At 71.5% G+C, this 14,185-nt stretch carries 18 protein-coding genes; 10 read left to right on the forward strand and 8 right to left on the reverse strand.

Translation table 11 applies throughout. The features are described 5' to 3' along the window. Nucleotides 1-284 precede the first annotated feature (284 nt). Nucleotides 285-1,511 (forward strand): cobalamin-independent methionine synthase II family protein, encoded by a 1,227-nt coding sequence (locus DEJ06_RS13135; protein WP_111039595.1) that lies wholly within the window; start codon nt 285-287, stop codon nt 1,509-1,511. Nucleotides 1,512-1,726: 215 nt separating this feature from the next. Here the strand turns inward: DEJ06_RS13135 and DEJ06_RS13140 are convergent, their stop codons facing one another. Then, the gene (locus tag DEJ06_RS13140) at nt 1,727-2,689 is read right to left on the reverse strand and encodes an SDR family oxidoreductase (protein ID WP_071405276.1); all 963 of its coding nucleotides are present in this window, start codon (nt 2,687-2,689) and stop codon (nt 1,727-1,729) included. Between the two features lie 75 nt (nt 2,690-2,764). Between DEJ06_RS13140 and DEJ06_RS18345 the strand changes: the two genes are divergently transcribed. Further along, the gene (locus DEJ06_RS18345) at nt 2,765-3,025 is read left to right on the forward strand and encodes a hypothetical protein (protein WP_071405277.1); all 261 of its coding nucleotides are present in this window, start codon (nt 2,765-2,767) and stop codon (nt 3,023-3,025) included. Nucleotides 3,026-3,128: 103 nt separating this feature from the next. Next, complete coding sequence (locus tag DEJ06_RS13145; RefSeq protein WP_111039668.1) at nt 3,129-3,986, forward strand: family 16 glycosylhydrolase; 858 nt, start codon at nt 3,129-3,131, stop codon at nt 3,984-3,986. A 26-nt stretch (nt 3,987-4,012) separates the two neighbouring features. Here the strand turns inward: DEJ06_RS13145 and DEJ06_RS13150 are convergent, their stop codons facing one another. Then, nucleotides 4,013-4,213 (reverse strand): hypothetical protein, encoded by a 201-nt coding sequence (locus DEJ06_RS13150; protein WP_111110269.1) that lies wholly within the window; start codon nt 4,211-4,213, stop codon nt 4,013-4,015. Nucleotides 4,214-4,251: 38 nt separating this feature from the next. Further along, complete coding sequence (locus DEJ06_RS13155; RefSeq protein ID WP_111039597.1) at nt 4,252-4,590, reverse strand: DUF3140 domain-containing protein; 339 nt, start codon at nt 4,588-4,590, stop codon at nt 4,252-4,254. Between the two features lie 123 nt (nt 4,591-4,713). Between DEJ06_RS13155 and DEJ06_RS13160 the strand changes: the two genes are divergently transcribed. The 3 genes from DEJ06_RS13160 (at nt 4,714) to DEJ06_RS13170 (ending at nt 7,244) form a co-directional block, all read left to right on the forward strand. Continuing rightward, nucleotides 4,714-5,934, forward strand: coding sequence for an alcohol dehydrogenase catalytic domain-containing protein (locus tag DEJ06_RS13160; RefSeq protein ID WP_071405280.1), 1,221 nt, complete (start codon nt 4,714-4,716; stop codon nt 5,932-5,934). A gap of 140 nt (nt 5,935-6,074) precedes the next feature. Next, nucleotides 6,075-6,221, forward strand: coding sequence for a hypothetical protein (locus DEJ06_RS18350; protein WP_164941096.1), 147 nt, complete (start codon nt 6,075-6,077; stop codon nt 6,219-6,221). A 75-nt stretch (nt 6,222-6,296) separates the two neighbouring features. Next, complete coding sequence (locus tag DEJ06_RS13170) at nt 6,297-7,244, forward strand: isoprenylcysteine carboxylmethyltransferase family protein (RefSeq protein ID WP_111039598.1); 948 nt, start codon at nt 6,297-6,299, stop codon at nt 7,242-7,244. Here the strand turns inward: DEJ06_RS13170 and DEJ06_RS13175 are convergent. The 3 genes from DEJ06_RS13175 to DEJ06_RS13185 all read right to left on the reverse strand — a co-directional run bounded on the left by DEJ06_RS13175 (nt 7,225) and on the right by DEJ06_RS13185 (nt 9,573). Further along, nucleotides 7,225-7,641, reverse strand: a complete 417-nt coding sequence (locus tag DEJ06_RS13175; protein ID WP_111039599.1) for a VOC family protein — start codon at nt 7,639-7,641, stop codon at nt 7,225-7,227. The two genes, DEJ06_RS13170 and DEJ06_RS13175, sit on opposite strands and share 20 nt — an antisense overlap. Before the next feature lie 242 nt (nt 7,642-7,883). Further along, nucleotides 7,884-8,498 (reverse strand): DapH/DapD/GlmU-related protein, encoded by a 615-nt coding sequence (locus tag DEJ06_RS13180; RefSeq protein WP_111039600.1) that lies wholly within the window; start codon nt 8,496-8,498, stop codon nt 7,884-7,886. A 118-nt stretch (nt 8,499-8,616) separates the two neighbouring features. Continuing rightward, entirely contained in the window at nt 8,617-9,573 is a 957-nt protein-coding gene (locus DEJ06_RS13185; RefSeq protein ID WP_071405283.1) for an AraC family transcriptional regulator, read from the reverse strand. A 106-nt stretch (nt 9,574-9,679) separates the two neighbouring features. Between DEJ06_RS13185 and DEJ06_RS13190 the strand changes: the two genes are divergently transcribed. Then, complete coding sequence (locus DEJ06_RS13190) at nt 9,680-10,009, forward strand: hypothetical protein (protein ID WP_071405284.1); 330 nt, start codon at nt 9,680-9,682, stop codon at nt 10,007-10,009. 10 nt (nt 10,010-10,019) lie between these two features. Here DEJ06_RS13190 and DEJ06_RS13195 read toward each other — a convergent pair whose 3' ends face one another. Then, complete coding sequence (locus DEJ06_RS13195; protein WP_146245863.1) at nt 10,020-10,334, reverse strand: hypothetical protein; 315 nt, start codon at nt 10,332-10,334, stop codon at nt 10,020-10,022. Nucleotides 10,335-10,523: 189 nt separating this feature from the next. Here DEJ06_RS13195 and DEJ06_RS13200 point away from each other — a divergent pair, with 189 nt between their 5' ends. Both DEJ06_RS13200 and DEJ06_RS13205 read left to right on the forward strand, forming a co-directional pair. Then, nucleotides 10,524-11,357 carry an SDR family oxidoreductase gene (locus DEJ06_RS13200; protein WP_111022947.1) on the forward strand — a complete coding sequence of 278 codons (834 nt, stop codon included), beginning with the start codon at nt 10,524-10,526 and terminating at the stop codon, nt 11,355-11,357. A 155-nt stretch (nt 11,358-11,512) separates the two neighbouring features. Beyond that, nucleotides 11,513-12,010 (forward strand): hypothetical protein, encoded by a 498-nt coding sequence (locus tag DEJ06_RS13205; RefSeq protein WP_110863897.1) that lies wholly within the window; start codon nt 11,513-11,515, stop codon nt 12,008-12,010. Between the two features lie 25 nt (nt 12,011-12,035). On the opposite strand, the gene DEJ06_RS13210 is transcribed toward DEJ06_RS13205, so the two are convergent. Next, a complete protein-coding gene (locus DEJ06_RS13210; protein ID WP_111039602.1) occupies nt 12,036-12,380 on the reverse strand; it encodes a DUF4333 domain-containing protein in 345 nt (114 codons plus the stop codon). A 503-nt stretch (nt 12,381-12,883) separates the two neighbouring features. On the opposite strand from DEJ06_RS13210, the gene DEJ06_RS13215 reads away from it, so the two are divergent. Next, a complete protein-coding gene (locus tag DEJ06_RS13215) occupies nt 12,884-14,041 on the forward strand; it encodes a glycosyltransferase family 4 protein (protein WP_146245864.1) in 1,158 nt (385 codons plus the stop codon). Nucleotides 14,042-14,185 lie beyond the last annotated feature (144 nt).

Here is a 14,185-nt window from a genome sequence, read left to right on the forward strand (position 1 = left end):
CGCCTGTGGCGCGCACGGGCGGGCCGATGCGGAACGACACCGTCGACGTCGTCCGACATCGACCTTGTCGTTCGCACGCGCCTGCAACCGTCCGCGCGCGCAACAGGCGAGCGAGTCGGTGTCGTCCGACATCGACCCTGTCGTTCGGCGTCCGCACGAAGCCACAGTCGCGCAACGTAACGGGCCGGATCCCTCGTGGCAGAGTGGCACTGCAGTGCACCGCGAAGCCTCGCGCGCGGCCCCCGACTCCCGACAGTCCGCACCCATCGAGAGGAAGGCAGCGCATGCCCTTCGAGAACACCGACCGCATCCAGGCCACCACGGCCGGATCGCTCCCCCGCACCTCCGAGCTCATCGCCGCGAACGCCGCACGGCCCGTGGCCGCCGACGGCTTCACGCTCGAGACCACCGACGAGGTCCGTGCCCTGACGAGCGCGGCCGTCGACGACGTCGTCGCACGGCAGACGGCGCTGGGCATCACGCAGCCCGGTGACGGCGAGTTCGGCAAGGCGATGTCGAACAGCGTCGACTACGGCGCCTGGTGGGGCTACTCGTTCCAGCGCGTCAGCGGCCTGAGCCTGACCGACGCGAACATCTTCTCGCAGCAGCCGGTCCGGTCCACGCCGGGGAACATCCGGCTCACGAGCTTCCCGGACCGCCGCGACTGGACGATCTTCCACGACGCCTACACCGACCCCGAGTCGGGCATCGGCACCGGCAAGAACGCCACCGCGTTCCCGACCACCACCGGCCCGATCACCTACACCGGCCACGAGGCCGCGGCCACCGACGCCGCGAACCTCAAGCACGCGGTCGAGGCCGCCTGCGCGGACAACGGCTTCATCACGGCGCTCTCCCCCGGTTCCGCCGCCCGCATCGCGAACGAGTACTACGCGACCGAGGAAGAACACATCTGGGCGTGGGCGGACGCCCTGCGCGAGGAGTACACGACGATCCTCGACGCCGGCCTCGTGCTGCAGATCGACGACCCCTCGATCGCCGAGAACTGGGATCAGATCAACCCCGAGCCGAGCATCGAGGACTACCGCGCCTTCACCCGCATCCGTGTCGAGGCGCTCAACCACGCACTGCGGGGCCTCGACACCAGCCGCGTGCGCTTCCACCTGTGCTGGGGTTCCTGGCACGGACCGCACACCACCGACATCGAGCTCCGCCACATCGTCGACCTGATGCTCGACATCGACGCCGGTGCGTACTCGTTCGAGGCCGCGAACGCCCGCCACGAGCACGAGTGGACCGTCTGGCAGGACGTCACCCTGCCCGAGGGCAAGGTCATCGTCCCGGGTGTCGTCGGCCACGCCACGAACGTCGTCGAGCACCCCGACCTCGTCGCGCAGCGCATCGAGCGGTTCGCCTCGGTGGTCGGGCGTGAGCGCGTGATCGCCGGCACCGACTGTGGCCTGGGCGGCCGCGTGCACCCGCAGATCGCCGCGGCGAAGCTCGAGTCCCTCGGCGAGGGTGCCCGGCGCGCGAGCGCGAAGCTCTTCTAGCCGCCCGTTCCTTCCCAGAACGGCTGCGATACCTGGCGAGATCGGGCGTACCTGCCAAGAAGAACACGGCAGGTACGCCCGGTTCCGCCAGGTACGCCCGGTTCGGGCAGGTATGCCCGGTTCGAGCAGGTACGCCCGGATCCGGACGCGCGCACGGACGGACGGGAGGCCCGGTGGCAGCTGGCACCGGGCCTCCAGGCCGTCAGCGGATGCGTCTACCGACGCGAGCGGCCGAGCACGACGGCCGCGCCCGCAGCCGCGACGCCGAGCCAGACGAGGGGGCGCGTGACGCGCCGTCGCTTCGCGACCCAACCGCCGTCCGTCGCGTTCGCGGCGTCGGCGGGGGCGTAGAGGTTCCCGTCGGTCGGGGCGCCCTTGCCACGGAGCGCGAACGTCTCCACCATCGGCTTCGTGATCTTGTGGAACAGGCCCGGGAACACGTACTGCAGCGGCACGAGCGATGCCTGGATGCGTCCGACGAAGCGGTAGCGCTTGGGGTGCGTGGCGGCCTGTACGACGGCGCGTCCGGCTCGCTCGACCGAGACGGTGGGCGGCAGCGGGTGCGAGGTCTTGCCGGTGTAGTTGGCGCCGTTCTGGTAGATCGGGGTGTCGATCGTGGACGGCAGCAGTGCGGTGAACTTGATGCCGGTGCCCGCGAACTCGTCGCCGAGCACGTCGACCAGGCCGAGCGCCGCGTGCTTGCTCGTCACGTACGCCGACTGGTACGGCGCCGAGAGCAGCGACTGGATCGAGCCGACGAGCACGTAGGTGCCCTTCCCGCGCTGTTTCCAGTGCGGCAGCAGGTGCGTGATGGCGTTGAGGTGCCCGTACAGGTTCGTGTCGACGACGCGCTTGAACGCCTCGGTGGGGGTCTGCTCGAACAGGCCGTAGACGAACAGCGCCGCGTTGCCGACGAAGACGTCGATGCGACCGAAGCGGGTCGTCACGGTGCCGATGAGGTCCTTGACCTGGTGCTCGTCGGCGACGTCGGTCGGGATCGCGATCGCCTCGGCGCCGAGCTTCCGGCACTCGGCGGCTGCGGCCTCGAGCGAGTCGTGCCCGCGTGCGGCGAGCACGAGCGTGGCGCCCTGCCGGGCGAACTCGTGTGCGGCGGCCCTCCCGATGCCGCTCGATGCTCCGGTGATGACGACGATCTTCCCGCGGTACCGATGTCCCATGTGTCCTTGGTACCCGGCCGTGGTCCGTTCCCGCACAGCCGGGTCGTACCCCTGCACGCGGTGCGAAGATGGAGCATGCGCAAGGACGACCTGACCGTCGACGAAGCCGCGGTCATCGCCGAGCACGCCCGCGCCGGTGTCCTCGACGTCGACGACCCCGAGGTGCGGAAGGTCGTCGAGCAGGCGAACCGGGTGCTGGTCCGTGCACAGATGTGGGGCGAGGAGCGGAGCCCGAAGCTGCGGCGTCGCCGACGGCTCATCGCGGTCGGCGCCCTCGTGATGGTGCTCGTCTGGGTCGCAGGCCTGCTCGTGCCGCTGGCGATGCGCTTCGGCTGACCGGTGCGTCCCGCGGACGAAGCGGGATCCGGGCCTGTTCAGGTGCGGCCGGATGGTGCATGATCCGACGACCACACCACCATCGCGCTGCAGGGAGCACGACATGGACCAGCAAATCGATCGACGGCGCTTCATGACGCTCGGACTCGCCGGAGCCGCGACGACCGCCCTCGGCGCGACGGCGATCGGCTCGGACGGCTCGGCACAGGCCGTGACCGGAGCTCCGGCGCCGACCGCTGCCCCCGTGCTGCTCGCCGCCGACGAGTTCGACGGCCCGGCCGGCAACGCGCCGAACCCGGGGATCTGGCGGTACGACCTGGGTGCCGGCGGCTGGGGCAACGCCGAGCTGCAGACCTACACGGACTCGCGGCGGAACGCGGCGCTCGACGGTGCCGGCAACCTCGTGATCACCGCACACCGCGAGGCCGACGGGTCGTACTCATCGGCCCGGCTGAAGTCCGAGAGCACCTACACCGCGCAGTACGGCCGCATCGAGGCGCGGATCCGCATCCCCCGCGGCCAGGGCATCTGGCCGGCGTTCTGGATGCTCGGCGCGGACATCGGGCAGGTCGGCTGGCCGGCGTGCGGGGAGATCGACGTCATGGAGAACGTCGGGTACGAGCCGGGGATCGTGCACGGCACGGTGCACGGGCCCGGGTACTCCGGCGCGCAGGGCATCTCGGCGGCGTACACGAACCCGTCCGGAGCAGCGTTCGCCGACGACTTCCACGTGTACGGGGTCGACTGGCGCCCCGGCTCGATCACCTGGACGGTCGACGACGTCGCGTACCGGACGGTCACCCGGGCCGACGTCGGCTCGGCCCCGTGGGTGTTCGACAAGCCGTTCTTCGTGATCCTCAACGTCGCGGTCGGCGGGAACTGGCCGGGTTCGCCCGACGCCTCGACACGGTTCCCGCAGCAGATGACCATCGACTGGCTGCGGGTCCACCAGAACGCCTAGCCGGGGATCGCCGAAGCGGACGAGCGTCAGGGACGGCGGTTCGCCCGGGCGACGAGCCACAGGTACGTGCTGTGCCCGACCAGGGCGAGTCCGAAGAACACCGCGGCGACCGCGTAGACCCGGTCGAGCTTGCCCTGCCCGATCACGAGCATCACGACGCAGAACGCGACGGCGATCGCGAGGACACCGACCTGCACGGTCGACCAGATCCGTCGGAAGCGCGGCATGCCCGTCTCGTTCACACCACCCATTCTGCCCGATGCCGTCAGTGCTTCTCCGGGTCGTGCCCCCAGTTCATGAGCGAGTACCGCCACGGGGTGTCGTGCACGTCGCCCTCGGGCCGCTGCTCCGAGTGCCGGGCGACGTAGCCGACGACCTTCCGCATGTGCGCCAGGTCGTCGTCGGTGCGGTCGGCCTTGTGCTTCTCGAGGATGCGGATGATGTGCCGACCGCTCTCGTGGCCGGTGGACTCGCCGCCGCCCGAGGGCTTCTGCCCGACGGACTTCGACTCGTCGGTGTCGAGCCACTTCCGCAACTCGGTGGCGGTCATGTTCACCGCGTCGTCGAAGTCGGCCCGGGTCTGCTCGTCGTCGTGCTCGCTCATGCGGTCGAGCAAACCCGGCCGTGCTGGACGACTGCGCAGGGCGGATGCGCCTCCGACCGCGCCCAGCCCCTCGCGCGTTTCCTGACCCTGCGAACCCCGCACCCGAACAGGAAGAGGCATCACATGCGCGCAGTCGTGTGGCACGGCATCGGCGACATCCGGCTCGACGAGGTCCCGCAGCCGACGATCCAGGACCCGGAGGACGCGATCGTCCGGATCACCCGCAGTGCGATCTGCGGCACCGACCTGCACTTCGTCCGCGGCACGATGGCACCGATGGTCGAGGGCACGATCCTCGGTCACGAGGCTGTCGGCGTCGTCACCGAGGTCGGGGACGCGGTGCGCGGGTTCAGCCCCGGCGACCGCGTCGTCATCAACTCCACGGTGTCCTGCGGTGCCTGCCGGTACTGCCGGATGGGCAAGACCGCCCAGTGCGACCGCTCGAACAGCAACGGACCGCAGGCGGGCACCGCGTTCTTCGGCGGCCCGGCCTCGACCGGACCGGTCGACGGCATGCAGGCGGAGTACGTCCGCGTCCCGTGGGCCCGCAACACCATGCACCCGCTCCCGGACACCGTCTCCGACGAGCAGGCGATCCTGCTGTCCGACATCTTCCCCACCGGCTGGTTCGGCGCGGAGCTCGCGGGCGTCACGCGCGGTGACGTCGTGGTGGTGTTCGGCGCCGGGATCGTCGGACAGTTCGCGGCGGCCTCGGCGTACAAGCAGGGCGCGGCCCGCGTCATCGTCGTCGACGGCGAGGAGACCCGGCTCGCCGCCGCGCTCGCCCAGCACTGCGAGGTCGTCGACTACAACGCCGAGGACCCCGTCGAGACGATCATGTCGCTGACCGACGGCATCGGCGCGGACTGCGTGATCGACGCGGTCGGCGTGGACGCCGAACGCCCGAAGCGCGGCCCGGCGGCGGTCGACCAGGACCAGGCGGCGGCGTTCGACGCCGAGGTCGCGGCGGTCGCACCCGATGCCGCGCCCGACGGCTTCGGTGCGCAGCAGCAGTGGAAGCCCGGGGACGGCCCCTCGCAGGTGGCTCGCTGGGCGGTGGCGAGCGTGGCGAAGTACGGCCGCATCGGGATCATCGGCGTGTACGGACCGACGGCCGAGCACTACCCGATCGGTGAGGCGATGCTCAAGAACCTCACCGTGCGGATGGGGAACTGCGACCACCACTCCGTCACCCCGCCGCTGATCGACATGGTGGCAGCCGGACAATTCGACCCGACGGCCCTGATCACCGAGCACGAGCCGATCACCGACGCGATCGCTGCCTACCAGGCGTTCGACCGACGCGAACCCGGCTGGATCAAGGTCGAGCTCGGCACCTCCTGAACCGAACGCGACGCACCGGTACGCGCTGCACCGGAACGCGACGCACCGGAACGCGCTGCACCGGACCAGGACGACACCGGGTGGGAATGGAACGGCCCCGCCCGGTGTCGAACACTCCACCGACCACGAAGGAGCCCACCATGAGCCTCGACCTCCACAAGAGCACCGGCGCCGGAACCGTCACCGACGAGCGCGCCTGCCTGCCGAAGCCCGTCCTGCCCACCCTGCACGACGAGCGCACCCCGTCCTTCGGCCGCTGGCTCGGACAGATCAACCACACCGACTGACCCACCGTCGGGAGCGACGGCACGCACGGCCCGCCGACGGCCCGGCCCCTCGCCGCGCACTGCTACCGTGCACCCATGTCCTGGGGCCGGCGGTACTACGCGCTGCAAGCCGTCGGCGGAGCGGCCTGGTGGATCGCCGTCGCGACGCTGCCCTGGATCCGCACGGCGACGCTCGGCTCACTCGACCCGGTGCTCGTCGCCGTGTTCGACGTCCCGCTGTTCGTCGTCGGCTCGGCGCTCGCCGCCGCCGGTGTCCGGGCCGCCGCCGTGGTCACGACGGTGTGGACCGCCCTGGTGCTCGTCGCCCTGAGCGTCTGGGCCACCGTGACCGGCGAGGCCGGCTGGGGCGTGCTCGTCATGCTCGCCGCCACGATCGGTTCGACGGTCGCCCTCGCCCTCGTCCTGCTCGGACGGGTCCCGACGGAGTGGGTGACGAGCGGTCCGCTGCGGATCCGCACCGCCGACGCCAGCGCCCCGCGCTCCCGGCACGTCACCGCGACCGTGCTGCAGATCGTCGTCTTCTGGGGCCTGTTCCTCGGGGTGTTCCCCCTGCTCATCGCGTTCGCCGAGCAGCGCTGGGGCCTGCACCCGGACCTGGCCGCACCATTCGTCACCGCCCTCACCGTCGTCGGTGTGGTCGTGCTCCTGCTGGCGAGTGCGCTGGGCATCGCGTCGGCGGCGGCGATGTCGACCAAGGGCGAGGGCACGCCGCTGCCCTCGGCCACCGCGAACCGCCTGGTGGTCGCGGGGCCGTACCGATCGGTGCGGAACCCGATGGCACTGGCCGGCATCACCCAGGGCGTCGCCGTCGGTCTGCTGCTGTCGTCGTGGCTGGTCGTCGTCTACGCGGTCGCCGGTTCCGTGGTCTGGAACTGCATCGTCCGCCCGCTCGAGGAATCCGACCTGGCGGAACGGTTCGGCGACGACTTCCGCCGCTACGCCGAGCAGGTCCGGTGCTGGATGCCGCGGTGGCCGGTGCCGGCACGCGTGGGTTCGGTGCCGCTCAGCTCGTCGCGCCGCTGATGTTGACCAGCCACGACACCCCGTGGCGGTCGGTCAGCATGCCGAAGGTGTCGCCCCAGGGCGCTGTGGTGAGTGGTTCGATGATCGTCGCGCCCTGGGCGAGGCCGTTCCACCACCGCGTCAGCAGTTCGTGGTCGTCACCGCTGAGCGAGAGCGAGATGCTGCTCTCCGCCGCCGTCGGCATGCCGGACGGCGCGTCCGAGGCCATCAGGAGCAGCCCCTGGTCGCCGTCGAGCTGGCCGTGCATCACCTTGTCGGCGTCGGCGGGGTCCTGGCTCATGCCGGCTTCACCGAACGTGCCGATGGTGAGCGTGCCGCCGAAGACCGAGTGGTAGAACTCGAGCGCTTCGCGGGCGCCGCTCCGGAACCCGAGGTAGGGGTTGAGGCGAACGGTCATGACGGTCTCCCTCGTCCTGCGCGGGCGCCGTCGCCCGCGTCGTGGTCATCGTGGCAGGTCCCGCGTCCCCGCGGAAGGAGACGCCGTCGTCTTCGTTCGGCGCCGCCAGGTCGTCGAGACGCCTCCACATTCGGCGGCGTCTCGACGACGGCACGGCGTCGCAGCAACACACCGGCGTGTTCGAAGCAGCACCAACGCCGGACGGGAGGCGCGTGACGGCGCCGCCACGGGCCTCCAGGCCGTCACGCGGCGGGGTCCACCACCGGCGGTCGCGCGGACGGGGCGAGCTCACGGATCCGCTTCGCGGGGACGCCGGCGTAGACGCCGTGCGCCGCCAGGCGGCCGACGACCACAGCGCCGGCGGCGACCACGACGTCGTGCTCGATGTGGGCGCCCGGCAGGATCGTGGCGCGGCCGCCGATCCAGACGTGCTCCTCGACGACCACCGGACGGCCGGACGCGACGTCGCTCCACCGGCCCTCGGCGTCGATCTCGTGGTGGCTCGTCATGATGAGCACCTGCATCCCGATCGCGGTGTTCGCACCGATCGTCACGGGGGCCACGGCCTCGACGGTCACGTTGCGGTTGCAGAAGACGCCCCGGCCGATGGTGAGGTGCTTCGGGTCACCCGTCAGCGAGAACCCGGTCCCCACACCGGACTCGGCGCGTGCCCCGGCAGCACGGAGCAGCAGCCGCCGGACGATCCGGGGCAGCAGCGGGGATCCGAGCAGTGCCGTGAAGACGAAGTGCTCACGGGCGTAGGAGGCGTCCTCGACGAGCCGGCGGCCGAACGTCGACGGATCGGTCGTCGGCGGGACGGCCGTGGTCGGGACGGGTGGTGCTGCTGAGCCGGCCATGGGGTCTCCAGTCGTCGTGGCTGCGTGTCCGTGCAGCGCAAACGTAGGGCGACGATCGTCGGCGATCGGCCGGACGGCGGGCGGTTGCGGGATTCTTGCGGGCCCGCGCGGCTGCTCGCTAGGCGCGGGCGCCGTCCCGCGCGGTGGACGCCGTCTGCCGGGGCAGCTCGCCGAACTCCTCGCGGTAGCTCCCCGCGAACCGGCCGAGGTGGGCGAACCCGGTGGCCCGGGCGATCTCGGCGATGCTCCGCCCGTCGCCCGACTCGAGCTGTTCGCGGGCGAGCAGCAGCCGGATGCGACGCAGGTACATGGTCGGGGTGATGCCGTGGTGCCGCTGGAACGCCGCCTGCACGCCACGCACGCTCAGGCCTGCGGCCTCGGCGACGTCGTCGACGGTGATCTGCTCGGTGGCGTGCTCGAGCAGGAAGGTCTCGGCACGGGCGAAGCGGGCGGTGGCGGCCATCGCCGGCTCGTGCTGCCCGACGGGCCAGTGCGGGATCGCGGTGAGCAGCCCACCGGCGGCGAAGCGCGCGAGCTCCCGCTCGCGTTCGACCGGGACGGCGTCCGGTCCGGCCAGCACCTCTTGTGCGACGGACCGCACCATGAGCCACCAGGCAGCGAGCGGCGCGCCCTCGGGGACGTGCCGCGGACGGAACTCGATGGGACCGGGGGCCCAGTCGCCGCGCTCGGCCGCGACCTGTTCGACGATCGAGCGGTCGATGCGCAGGACGTCCTTGTTGCAGGCGATCCAGCGGAAGCGCTGGGGCCCCTGCCGGAAGAGCGTCGGCCGGCCGATCTTCACGGTGTTCTCGTCGAGCTGGGCGACCCCGGACTTCATCCAGAAGATCATCATCGCGTCGCCCGGCTCGATCGTGCCGCTCAGGACCCCGGTGCAGCGGGTCGACTCGAGCGACAGCAGTGCCGTCCCGCGCACGCGCTCCTCGAACACGAACTCGGCGTCCGTGGGTTCGACCGACAGTCCGTGGGTGATGTGCGTCCGAGCCATCGCCTCGGCCGCGACCGACGGCTCGGCGGTCTGGATCTCCCGCAGCAGGCGGTGCATGGTCTCGGGCACGTGATGATCCTGACGACAAGTCGGCGTCGGCGCAACGAGCGACGCGCCGTGTTCCTGTACGGCGGCCAGCAACGGCGCTGTTGGCTGTGCAGATGGAGGCCCGGACATGAAGCAGATCCAGTACGACCGTTCGACGATCTTGACGAGCGACGACGTGGCCGACGCCGTGATCGAGTACGCCGCGGCCCTGGCCGGTGGCAACCGGGCGGACACCGTCGCGATCCCCTCGGTGGCGACGGACGGCACCATGACGACCACCAAGGTCCTCATCGGTCCGTCGAGTCAGCTCGTGGTCGAGGATGCCGAGGAGGACGAGCTCGAGCGCGAGGACACGGTGTTCGTGGCACGGCTGCGGGCGGCAGCACTGACGTTCGAGCACGACGAGGTGATCCACGCGGACACCCGGACGGACCTGACCGAGGGGCCGGTGGCGTAGGGGCGCCGGCTCAGCGCCCGAAGTCCGGCGGCGACGCGTTGGTGTCGACGGCGAGCACGGCCTCGGTGCGCCGACCGAGTTCGAGCAGGAACGCCTCGCCCTCGGGTTCGAGGTCGTCGTCCGGAGCGGGCTCGAGGGCAACCGGGACCGCCGGGGCCAGGAGCACCTCGATCGTGCTCGCCACCCCGAAGTCGTCGGCCGTCGGGATCGACACGACGTCGCTCAGCCGGCTCTGGTGCAGGGCGGCGGCGTACCGGATCACCGCGTCGGCGATCGTGTCGCTCGTCAGGACACGGACCGTGCCCGCGTAGTTCACGTACTTCAACGTTGCTCCCTGGTGAAGAGGAGCTTCCGTCGCGGTGACGGTTCCCTGATCCGGTGCCACGGTAGGCCGCCGCTGCGCGCCGCACACATCTTCGCTTTCCGAACGGGGTACGCCCGGAGCCTGAACCAGTGCCCAGTGGGGGTCGCAGACCATCGGGGACGTCCAGGGAAACCGACCACAGGGAGAGACATGACCGAGCAGCAGCAGCCCCCGGGGAGCGACCAGGAGCTCACCCCGGAGGCCGACCACGGCGAGGAGTCGTACCGCGGCTCCGGCAAGCTCACCGGCAAGCGCGCAGTCATCACCGGCGGGGACAGCGGCATCGGGAAGGCCGTCGCGATCGCGTTCGCGCGCGAGGGTGCTGACGTCCTGATCAGCTACCTGCCGGAAGAGGAGGACGACGCGCAGGACACGAAGCGCTGGATCGAGGAAGCCGGTCGGAAGGCCGTGCTGTTCCCGGGCGACGTGAGCGACCCCGCGTACTGCCGATCCGTCATCGACCAGGCGGTCTCGGAACTCGGCGGGCTCGACGTCCTCGTGAACAACGCCGCCTACCAGATGACCCACGAGACGATCGAGGAGATCAGCGACGAGGAGTGGGACCACACCCTCGCGACGAACCTCAGCGCCTACTTCCACCTCGTCAAGGCCGCGCTGCCGCACCTCGGCCCGGGGTCGTCGATCATCGGGTCGAGCTCGGTCAACTCCGACAACCCGAAGCCGAACCTGGCGCCCTACGACGTCACCAAGGCCGGCGTCGCGAACCTGTCGGCCGCGCTGGCGCAGCTGCTCGGGGAACGCGGGATCCGCGTGAACAGCGTCGCCCCCGGTCCGATCTGGACGCCGCTGATCCCGTCGACGATGCCGCCGGAGCAGGTCGAGCAGTTCGGCAAGCAGTCGCCGCTCGGCCGTCCCGGCCAGCCGGCCGAACTCGCGCCCGTCTACGTGCTGCTCGCCAGTGACGACGGCAGCTACGTCTCCGGCGCGCGGGTCGCCGTCACCGGCGGCACCCCGATCCTGTGACGGGACGCCGGTCCGGCAACGGGACACGGTCCGGCAACGGGACCAGGTGACGGACGGGAGGCCCGGGGCACGACGTGCGCCGGGCCTCCCGTCCGTCGTCGGGGGACGCTCCTGGCTGAACCGCCGCCCACCGGGGCCGGCCTACGTTCAGGGCCATGTCCACGCGAGCGAAGACCGTCACGGCGCTGTTCGGCGCCGCCACCGTAGCCCTCCTGCTCACCGCCTGCGACCCCGGCGGAGCGCAGAACATCAACCCCGTCGGCAAGGTCCCCGGCTCCGAGGAGAAGTCCCAGTCGGCCCAGTGCGACGTGGCCGCCAGCGCCGCCGTCGACATGATCGACAAGGCCGTCGGGTCGCACGACACCACCGAGTTCGCGAACATCCAGAAGGGTGACGGCGGCTGGTACCTCGGTGCCGCGATCGTCCCCGCGGACAGCAACGACTCGAACGACGACGAGGTCACCATCTGGGCGACCACCGCCGACCCCACGGCCGACGACTTCGACGGCCCGCTGTACGCCGTGAACGACGTCGCCAAGCAGGCCGTCGCCGACGAGACGACCACCACCTCGGATGCGCCGACGCCGTTCGCCGACGACTCGAAGGCCGCCGAGCAGGTCGAGAGCTGCGTCGTCGAGGCGTCTGACCGCTAGTCGTCGGACACCGCGCAGTGGCCGATCAGTCCTTGGGCTGGTCGGCCACTTCCACGTCCACGTGGTAGTCGTCGCCGCCGTCGGTGCTGATCGTGGACACCGAGTCGTTGACCACGTCGGAGCCCGCCGTGTTCACCTCGCAGTGCACCTCGGCGCCGTCCTCGATCGCGATGTCGTCCGCACCGCAGTCGACCTCGGGCGTCGCGTCCGAGACGTCCGCCAGCGCGTCGACGACGACGCGTTCGAAGGCGTCCGGTGTGACGGTCCGTGACGACGACGACGTCGACACGGTGCACCCGCTGAGCGTCACCGCCAGGGCGATCGTCGCGGTGAGCGTCGCGAGTGCGGTGATGCCGCGCTGGTGCTGCATGGTGTCCCCCGTGGCCCCCTGGCCGCTGCTCGCCCCGAGATCGGGGACCGGCGGTTCCTCGACGATAGCGGGAAGGTGCGAGGACGTCTGCCACGAGTTCGGGTCAGGAGCAGACGTCCTCGCGCTACGACGCCGTCGGGTTCGACGCGGTGGTCATGACGAGGCCAGCCCGGGAACGGGGGGTCGGGCACCCGCCGGTAGGGTCCGGCGGGGTAGCTTCCGGAGACTGTACGTCGACCACGGCTCAGACGTGTCCATGTTCCGCAGGAACCGGACAGTGCCCGACCGTCCGCCGCGCGCCCGGCTGGGCGTCCGCCCGGGGAGTCGTGAAGGCCCGCTCAGCAGCACAGCGGCTCACTAGACGATCGTCTTCTGAACGCCTACGGTTCCCAGCACCCCGTTCCGCTCCCGAACCGTGAGAGACCGCATGCGCAGCCCCCGCCAGACCACCGAGCTCGAGACCGGCCGCTGACGTGGCCGCGGCGAAGGCGACCGTCCTGCTCGTGAGCGACTTCCCCCTGTCGGCGATGCGGGGTGAACGCGCCGCGCTGGTCGAGCAGGCGAAGGCCTTCGCGGAGTCCGGTCACGTCGTCTGGGTGGCGACTCCGCGCTCGAGCGAGACCGCGGAGCTGCGGAAGCACGGCGTCCGCCTGTTCGAGGTCGAACCGTCGATCAGCGCGCCGGAGAGCGACCTGCCGGTGGTCCGCAACTCGGTCCGTGTCCGCCGGTGCCTCGGCACGCTGATGCTCGAGGAACGGATCGACCTCGTCGTCACCCACTCGGACTTCGGCCTCGCCGCGGCGGCGCTGGCCACGGCGCGCTCCCTCGAGCTGCCGACGATCCACACCGTGCACGGCTCGGCGCCGGTCCGGGGCCGGACCGCGGCGGCGATGGCGCCCCTCGCACGGCACGCGCACCGTGTGGCAACCGGGATCCGGCCCACGCGGCACCGCTTCACGGGGCACCCCATGGACGACGCGCGCCGCAACATGGCCGTGGCCGTCTCCGGGGCGGCCGACGTCGTCGTCACCCCGACGACGCGGCAGGCCCGTGTCCTCCGCGAGGCCGGCGTCGGCCCGGTCCACGTCGTGCCCAACGCACTCGGCCGCCGGCCGGTCGAACCGCCGCCGGCGCCGGAACTCGGCCCGCTCCGGCTCGTCTGGGCGTCGCGGTTCACCCCGGACAAGCGCCTCGACGTCCTCCTCAACGCGATCCGGCTGGTGGAGATCCGGCTCGGGGCACACGCCGTGCGGGTCGACGTCGCCGGCGGGACCGTTCCCCCGACCCGCACGCCGGTGTCGGTCCGTGTCCACGGCCGCCTGTCGTCGCAGGCCGTCCACGACCTGCTGCTGTGCGGGCACGCGGCGGTGGTCTGCTCGCTCGAGCACGACGGCCAGCCGATGACCGCGCTCGAGGCGTTCCGGGACCACCGTCCGGTCATCGTGTCCGACATCCGCCTGGCGAGCGAGTTCGGCTCCGCCGCCGTCCTGACCGACGACGAGACCGCGTTCGGGCTCGCCACGACGATCATCGAACTCGCCTCGGACCGGACGCTGCTGCGGCCGCACACCGCCGCCGCGATCGAGCACGCGCGGCTCGCGACGGCGGAACGGCACACCGATCAGGTCCTCCGGCTGGTCGCCGGCAGCTGCCGGCCCTGAGTGACGGCTCCCCCGCGAGCGCGCGCCGCCCTGGGCGCACCACGGGACGGACGGGAGGCACGGTGCGGGCCCGCCCCGGGCCTCCAGTCCGCAGGCGGTCGAGCAAGGAGAACGCCCCGATGAGGAGGGGGGATCTCATCGGGG

The sequence above is a fragment of the Curtobacterium sp. MCLR17_051 genome (genome assembly GCF_003234395.1).
Lineage (GTDB): Bacteria > Actinomycetota > Actinomycetes > Actinomycetales > Microbacteriaceae > Curtobacterium > Curtobacterium flaccumfaciens.